Here is a 7,229-nt window from a genome sequence, read left to right as displayed (position 1 = left end):
ACTTTCCCGGCACTGGTGTCGTAGTTGTTGATCGAGTCCTGTCCCCAGCCTCGGCTGAAGCGGTACACATCCGAACCGGCGTCACCGACGAGGTAATCGTTGCCTGCGCCACCTTCGAGGGTATCGTTACCATTGCCGCCGTAGAGTGCGTCGTTACCTTCCCCGCCCTTCATGACATCCTGGCCATTATTTCCTTGAAGGGTATCGTTCCCCGCCCCTCCAACGAGCACATCGTTTTCTGTGTTACCCACCAGCAAATCATTGCCGGCAAAGCCGAAGAGATAGCTGTTGCTGGAAATGGCGTTCACCGTCTCGCCGATATCGCTACCGGCAATCAACCCAGGGAAGGCACTCTGGACAGATGCCAATTCGGCAGGGGACAAGGAAAGAATGAAGCTCTCCGCCAACTCCGTCATTTCGTTAGGCAGCGACTTGTTCATCGACGAACCGAGCAGTTCGAGCAAGTCGACCAAACCAGTGGCGTGAGAAGTAGCGAATACCGACCGGAATTTTTCCACTACCCCCGAATAGTCCAGCGAAATACCATCAGCCGTCAGATTCAACTGGACTTCATCGATATAAGGCTTCAGCCGCGTCTGCAGCAGAAGCCCATCGTAGATAGACTGCTTGAGTGCGGCATAAGACTGGTTGAGCAATGCCGCCTGCCCCGCGTTGGGAGCCAGATCCTCCTCCGTCAGGTAGATGACCATGGTCCCCATTGCTATCCCAGCCAGAGAACGGGTCCCACTGTTTGCACCAACCGAAGATGTCAGAGCGAGTTGGGTATTACCATTGCTGTCCTTCGTCTCCACGCTGCTGAAGTTGAAGAAATTCTGCCCATTGAAAATCTCCAGCAACTTGATCTTGTCCAGCAGGGCCTTCTTCTCCAGTTGCGCTTGCGTCGGGCCAGCCTCTTCGCCCATCGAAAGGCTACCGCTGCCACCGGAGGAACCGGAACTCGAACCCATCAGGTCCTGTCCGGTGTTTTCCCACGAATAAGCGAACTTGAACTGGAACCGCTCGCTGTTCATATCGGAAATGCGCTGATCGAACGTCCGATAGTTACTGCTGCTGGCCCACTCGACCAACAGCTTGTCCAGCAGGGCGAGCTGCTGTTCGCGTGTCTGCGCCTGGGCATATTGGGTGAGTACGCTTTTCAACCCAGAGTCGAGCATCGCGGCTTCGCGCAAATCCCTGACCGCCCCCGAGCCCTGCATAGTCGGCAATGCCTTGGCGGCATCGTCCAAGGCGATCTTGTCGGTGTACTGGCGATAGAAGGGATTGGAAGCCAAGTCCAGGTTGGCGGCCAGGCTCTGGTTGGCATTGACCTCGCCTTCCGTACCATCGCCACGCACGAAGCTGCCCACCGCGCTGACGATATTGCCATTGGAATTCTGGCTGCTTTGTGTGGAACCCAGGTTGATCGCCGTGATGTTGTGCTCGGCCAGTGTTTTCAATTCGCTGGCCTGGCTGATGCCATCCTGGTTCGCGTCCTGCCAGACGCGCACGTTGGCGAACTGGGCATCCTGGGCGTCGAATACGCCATCGGCATTGCTATCCAGATCGCCCAAGGCATCGAAGCCATTGACCGCCTTCTGCCCGTTGCTCTTGACGGTATCCACACCGAACAGCTCACGGCCGGTATCGATGGTGCCGTTGCCATTACGGTCCAGCACCAGGAAACCATCGTCGCCCTTGACCCAGCCGGTGCCGGTTTTCAGGCCATCGCAATCGAAGTCGAAGGTGATACCGGTATTGGCGGAGGTGGTTTCGATGCCATCGGCGTCGAGGTCTAAAACCAGAGGATCGCGGCGCTGGATAAAACTCTTAGCAGCTGAAAAATCCGTATTAACTGATGGGTTTATTTTGCAAGAATATCCCGTATCAACAAATCCATCCCCATTATTTACACGAGGATCAGTTCGATAGTCCGTAATAAGATCGCCATCTTTTATAGCGTGATCAACATCAATTGCAATCTCAAGAGCAGCGTCGTCGCCTCTATCACTATATTCCTGCCCTATTCTTGAACCCTGCCTATTATTCCATATGTCCATAGCATCGTCCTTAGGACTAGCAGAACTAGGAAAGGCAAGCTCATTTATTAGACCAAGAATATTTGGAGTATGCTCTCCATACTCCTGCGAGAACCTTGCAGCCACATAGGCATGCCGAAAAGCATCGCCCGCATCATTCCACCCCGTCTCTTCACCACGGGTTGATTTCCAATAATTATTCGCTTCAGACTTATACTGCTCCTTCTTTAACAAGGCAACACCCATGGTCAAGCCCAAAAAAACAGCAGTGCCCCCAACAGAACCAGCCATCTCTAATCTCCAGAAACTTCAAAAAGCCCAACATATGGCTCATTATTACCAACATCAATTTTCAATACGAAAGCCTTTTCCCTTAATGCACACTGCGCCATTCTCACGCCCATATTCCCCTCCTCATAACCTCTAAAAATCTGATCCTTAGCTTTAGCAGGAGAAGGTTTTGAGATACGAAAAGCGTCCTTCAATGCCCCATCCTTAACAGTAAAAATCCACCATACATGATCTCCTTCCCCTACAAAGCCATTAATATACAATCCCAACTCATCCTCAACCTTCGCCCCTAGATTCAGTGATGCGACAGATTGATACTTGCCAAGAAAACAAACAAAGTCCCACGCTCCACCATCAATTGATGAAAAGCGGGTTAAAACCCGAGGACGCATTCCCATTAACTCCTTTTCAATAGCCAAGTCCGTCGACCTTTGAAATAAATGTAACCACCACGCAGAGCCCAGCAGCACAGCAAGCAAGCACATAGCCAGGGAGAATTTAAAAAATAAAGCACACCTATTAATATGTTCAAGACTCATACATAATCCCCAAAAAATAAAGTACCAAATGGCAAGGCATTACTCATTTTCATTAAATCCGCACATTTCTCCTCATCCAAAATAGAAAACTTCGCCACAGGCTCAGGTTTGAAAAGCGACGATTTTACAATTTCAAACCCAGCACTAAAGAAGGTAATCCTTATATCACCACATTTATGAAAGCTCATTCCCCCGACTATATCCCTGATAAGCCCCCTTACTATCTGTCGATCTGAAATTCCATAAAAATACAAACCAACACCATCTTCACTTTTATCATAAAAAATATAATCTCCCGCCCTGCAATTGTTATCATTACTGCATACGCCGTGAGATATAAGAGAATCCAACCCCAGACGCAGAATACGTTTACCAAGCTCATCATAAACCCCGCTTTCCCCGGCAACACTTATACCGCCCCAAAAGCACAATAGAACCCCAAGAATTAATCGCCTCATTAGCCACCTCATAAAATCTTTCAGATACTAGACAAACACGTTCTAATCGACATATAAACAGCGATTCGCCATCGAATCAGAAAATTATTTTTAGTTATTTTTTAAGCTTCCACTCTGCTCCAGCTCAATCGTTTTTATCAACTCCCGCATTGAGTTATCGTTCGGCTCTATTTTTAAATACTCCCGCAATCGAACAAGGGCTGCCTGTTTATTACCTGTACCTAGGTATGCCATACCCAAGGAGTAATTTGCCTCTTCAACCCCCATAGCCAGAGACTTTTCCAAATAAGGGACACTCTGTACTAAACGACCCGTCGCTGCGAGAAAAATACCGAACTGGTAGTTACCTTGGGGAGAACCCGGTGCGGCCTGAAGAAGTGCCTGAAACTGTTGTTCCGCTTTTTCCGCCGAGCCGGGTATATCAAGGTTGTGTCCCATACGGTTGGCAATCGCCGAACGCAACAAAATTTGCAAATTAAGCTTTTTATCTTTCAATAGAACATCCAGCATTCCCAACAACACATTTAGATCCTGAGAAGCCCGCCGCTTCTGCTCTGCAGAATCAAAACTGGGTGGATAATGGCCGGCATGTCGAGAGAGATCATCCAGCATGCGATCCAGGTAACGCATGTCCAGACCATAGACATTTTGGCCTGATACATTTTTGCTGACCGTGAGAATCCTCTGCGGATCATGCTCCGGATACTCTATGGCATACGTCACGGAACTTATCAGAGCTAAAACCAGAGGCAATGAACTCCATATTTTCATCATCATGATCCATATCGAAATTGACTCTGAAATTTTGCCATTCGCTGGCAAGAAAACAATGGATCAGATGATCTAAAATCACTTCGATATAAGACGAAATTCATAAGCCTTAAGCAAAGCCTCAGTCCGGCTAGCCGCACCAAGCTTTTGCAATATCGAATGAACCTGATTCCTTATCGTTGACTCACTTCTATTCAATAAAGCAGAAATTTCCTTATTACTTTTTCCGGCCGCAATCCACTTTAGAACCACCACCTCTCTTGGCGAGAGCAGTTCATTTCTTTCTTCGCAGTGACTATCCGCTCTCACTATTCGAACAAGGACTTGGTGAAGATGCGGGGCCAACATACCCATCAGATAGGAATGGTGAGACGACAACCTGCCCGGAATACCAGCGAAGCTAAAATAACTACCGCGTTTTCCGTCTAAATCAACAACGCCATGCGCCACAAAATTATTGAAACCGAATTCATGAAGCTCTGCACGCTCCATTTCCGACAAAACATAATCATTCACACCCAACTCTACCAACTGCGGTTGTTTCTCTTGATACCAGCGAGCCAACAAGGAGCGATCCGATATATCGACGACCTTATGTATTTTCTCTATTAGAGCAGTGGGGTAATCAACAGTGAGTGCCTTTTCCAATACAGCCTTTCCATTAACAATGGCACCTATACATGCCAATGTCATCCCATGAGGAAACAGGGGCCTTACGTACTGCCTAACAAAAACATCAAATCTCTCACAAGAACAAAGCAACTGTGACGCTTGAACAAACTCAAGAAAGAGTTCTCTCTCCTCAATTGACAGTGTCATTAGCCCTCCTATTAATCAATCGAACCACCAACACCCTTAATTTCTAATAAGAAAAATGATAGATATAGCAAAAGCCACAATCACAAGAAAACCAAAAAAGAAACCAACACACTACCTTTTTTATCTTGGAACTTACCAAAACTAAAAATTCTCAGAACCCAGCAGCCCACGAAATAACAGATAGATTCCCAAAGAAAATCAAAAAGCACTCAGACACCTCGCAACACTTTTAATAAGCCCCGGCGACCGCAAAACCGGGGGACAACACTGATCTTCCCGGCAAGACGCTGCATTCAGCTCCTGCAGCCGCACCCTTTAAATAAATAACCCCAAACAAAGCAACAGAAGCCCAAAAACAAAAAGAAACTTCCAAAGCTTTCGAATGAACTCATTTACAACAAAATAACTGAAGTATGATTTTTCTCTCTTACTTATCTCCCCTTTATCTTTCACCCCCTCCAAATTTTCCCTAACCCCCCGAGAGAAACCGAACAAATTTCCTGTATAAACAGCTAAAATCACGCTCCCAACGGTAAGTAGAAATCCAAACTTCACTAAGAATTCAGAAGTCATAAACCACCATGTTCTGAAAGTACTTGATCAAACCCTCATCAAGCCGCACCGTCATCTGCTCAGCCGACTGAGAACCAACCACTACCAATTAACCTTCACAAACACCCTCACCATAACTTAGCCTCAAAAAACCAATAACTTAACTTTACGCCAAGCCATACATAAGCCACATTCGAAGATCGAGCCTTCATCAGCACCCCCTTACTGTCTCAGAAAAATATTTTTGCACCACAATTTCACGCCCCTTGACGGCCGCAAAAACTGAGTACAGCACCCAATTTGCCAACAAGGCGCTGTACTCAGTTTTTGCGGCAGTAGTTTTCCATTGAAGCAAACATACGTCACCTTGGATTTTTGTTTAAAGAATCAATATAAGCACCAGCCTTCGCAAAAATCGCCACCAGCAAACCCCATAAGATGTGCAACTAGAAAAGTGCGCTCATGAAAATCCCTTCCTATCAATTTGACACATTGCTTTTATGCAAGAATTTTCTGAAAAAAATCCCGACAAGCATCGATATTCCCCCAAGGAGCAACAAAGATAAAATAACAATTATCCTAGCCTTTAAATCAGCCATGTCCAGCCATTTTTTTACCAGACCACAATCAGTTGCCGATATACCTTTTATGCAGTTCTCCTTGAGAATCTCCATACTTTGATCGCTCCAAGAGCCCTGCAGGTAATCCCATATATGAAACTTCAATACAAAGGATGCATACTGAGCTGCTAGAAACAATGCGAACAGAAAAGATGCAAGAACGCATAAATCTCGAAAACCTTCTTTCGGCAATCTTCCATCAATACTTAACTTAATAATCACCACAGCAGCAAGGAAGGAAAGGATGACTAGGAAAATCTTATCTATCGATAAGAATCTATAGCTAATCAGGTGTCTAACTTGGTCACCAGCGGCGCAGAAAGCAAATCCATTATTCAAGCATGCGACGGCTTTTTCCATCTCTGCTGTAGAGGCTTCTATTCCATGCAGCACGCTGAATGTTTTATACATCCACACTGAGATAACCAAACAGACAAATATCAGGCAAGATATTATTAGGCTTCCGGGCTTGACCATCCGATACACCTTTCGTTTTGCATGAGAAAAAGATGAACAACCATAAAATATAATTACCACATACCGCTACGCCCTCCTATCTGAACAGAAAACCAGCAACGCAACGTAAAACACAAGGAAAATATGAAACAAAGCAATACCTGCTGCCCCACACGCAAAATAACCGTCTTACGCTTGATCTCTGCAATGTGCTCGGTAGCTACAACAACAGCCTTATCGTCATCAGCATTTAGCTCCTTCCCAAGAAGCACCCCATCATTGGAATACAGATGTCTTGCCGGATTCGTATCCGACAGAACATATTCCGCCACCTGTCTATTACCATATCTCACAGCGACATCATCCAAGCAGTGAGACACCGCAAGAAAAATCAACAGGCAAGAAAACCGCCAAAATAATCTGATCAATTAATTCCTCGCTCACTTAAATACAAAAAACATAACCATTACCTTTCAATCAAACTTTCATCCACATACTCCTTCAACGGACTCAAGAAGTAATCGATCACCCTGCGCTTATCCGTCTTCACTTCCGCCTGCACGGCCATGCCCGGCGATAGGGCGATTGCCTTGCCGCCGACTTGGAGGGTCTTTTCCTTCAACTGGATGCGCGTGCTGTATACGAGGCCGAGTTTTTCGTCTTCGATGGCGTCGTTGGAGACGCTTT

Annotated in this window: 5 protein-coding genes and 2 pseudogenes; all 7 read right to left on the bottom strand. The window is 46.3% G+C overall.

What is annotated here, in order from left to right; translation table 11 throughout:
* Positions 1-2,327, bottom strand: a pseudogene (locus BZL41_RS28780) (calcium-binding protein); the annotation flags it as partial.
* A 2-nt stretch (positions 2,328-2,329) separates the two neighbouring features.
* Positions 2,330-2,866 carry a hypothetical protein gene (locus tag BZL41_RS27645; protein WP_143517981.1) on the bottom strand — a complete coding sequence of 179 codons (537 nt, stop codon included), beginning with the start codon at positions 2,864-2,866 and terminating at the stop codon, positions 2,330-2,332.
* Positions 2,863-3,324: a hypothetical protein gene (locus tag BZL41_RS27640; RefSeq protein WP_143517980.1), complete on the bottom strand. Its 462-nt coding sequence runs from the start codon at positions 3,322-3,324 to the stop codon at positions 2,863-2,865. Before BZL41_RS27640 ends, BZL41_RS27645 begins: the two co-directional genes overlap by 4 nt.
* Positions 3,325-3,414: 90 nt before the next feature.
* Positions 3,415-4,101: a type IV pilus biogenesis/stability protein PilW gene (locus BZL41_RS27635; protein WP_143517979.1), complete on the bottom strand. Its 687-nt coding sequence runs from the start codon at positions 4,099-4,101 to the stop codon at positions 3,415-3,417.
* Between the two features lie 72 nt (positions 4,102-4,173).
* Positions 4,174-4,914 (bottom strand): response regulator transcription factor, encoded by a 741-nt coding sequence (locus tag BZL41_RS00055; protein ID WP_095597411.1) that lies wholly within the window; start codon positions 4,912-4,914, stop codon positions 4,174-4,176.
* Positions 4,915-5,945: 1,031 nt separating this feature from the next.
* Positions 5,946-6,563 carry a hypothetical protein gene (locus BZL41_RS27630; RefSeq protein WP_143517978.1) on the bottom strand — a complete coding sequence of 206 codons (618 nt, stop codon included), beginning with the start codon at positions 6,561-6,563 and terminating at the stop codon, positions 5,946-5,948.
* 445 nt (positions 6,564-7,008) lie between these two features.
* Positions 7,009-7,229, bottom strand: a pseudogene (locus tag BZL41_RS00050) (hemolysin secretion protein D); the annotation flags it as partial.

This window comes from Pseudomonas sp. PIC25, from assembly GCF_002286785.1.
Lineage (GTDB): Bacteria > Pseudomonadota > Gammaproteobacteria > Pseudomonadales > Pseudomonadaceae > Pseudomonas_M.
Note: the sequence above shows the minus strand (reverse complement) of the source record. Positions and strands in the feature narration are given on the sequence as shown.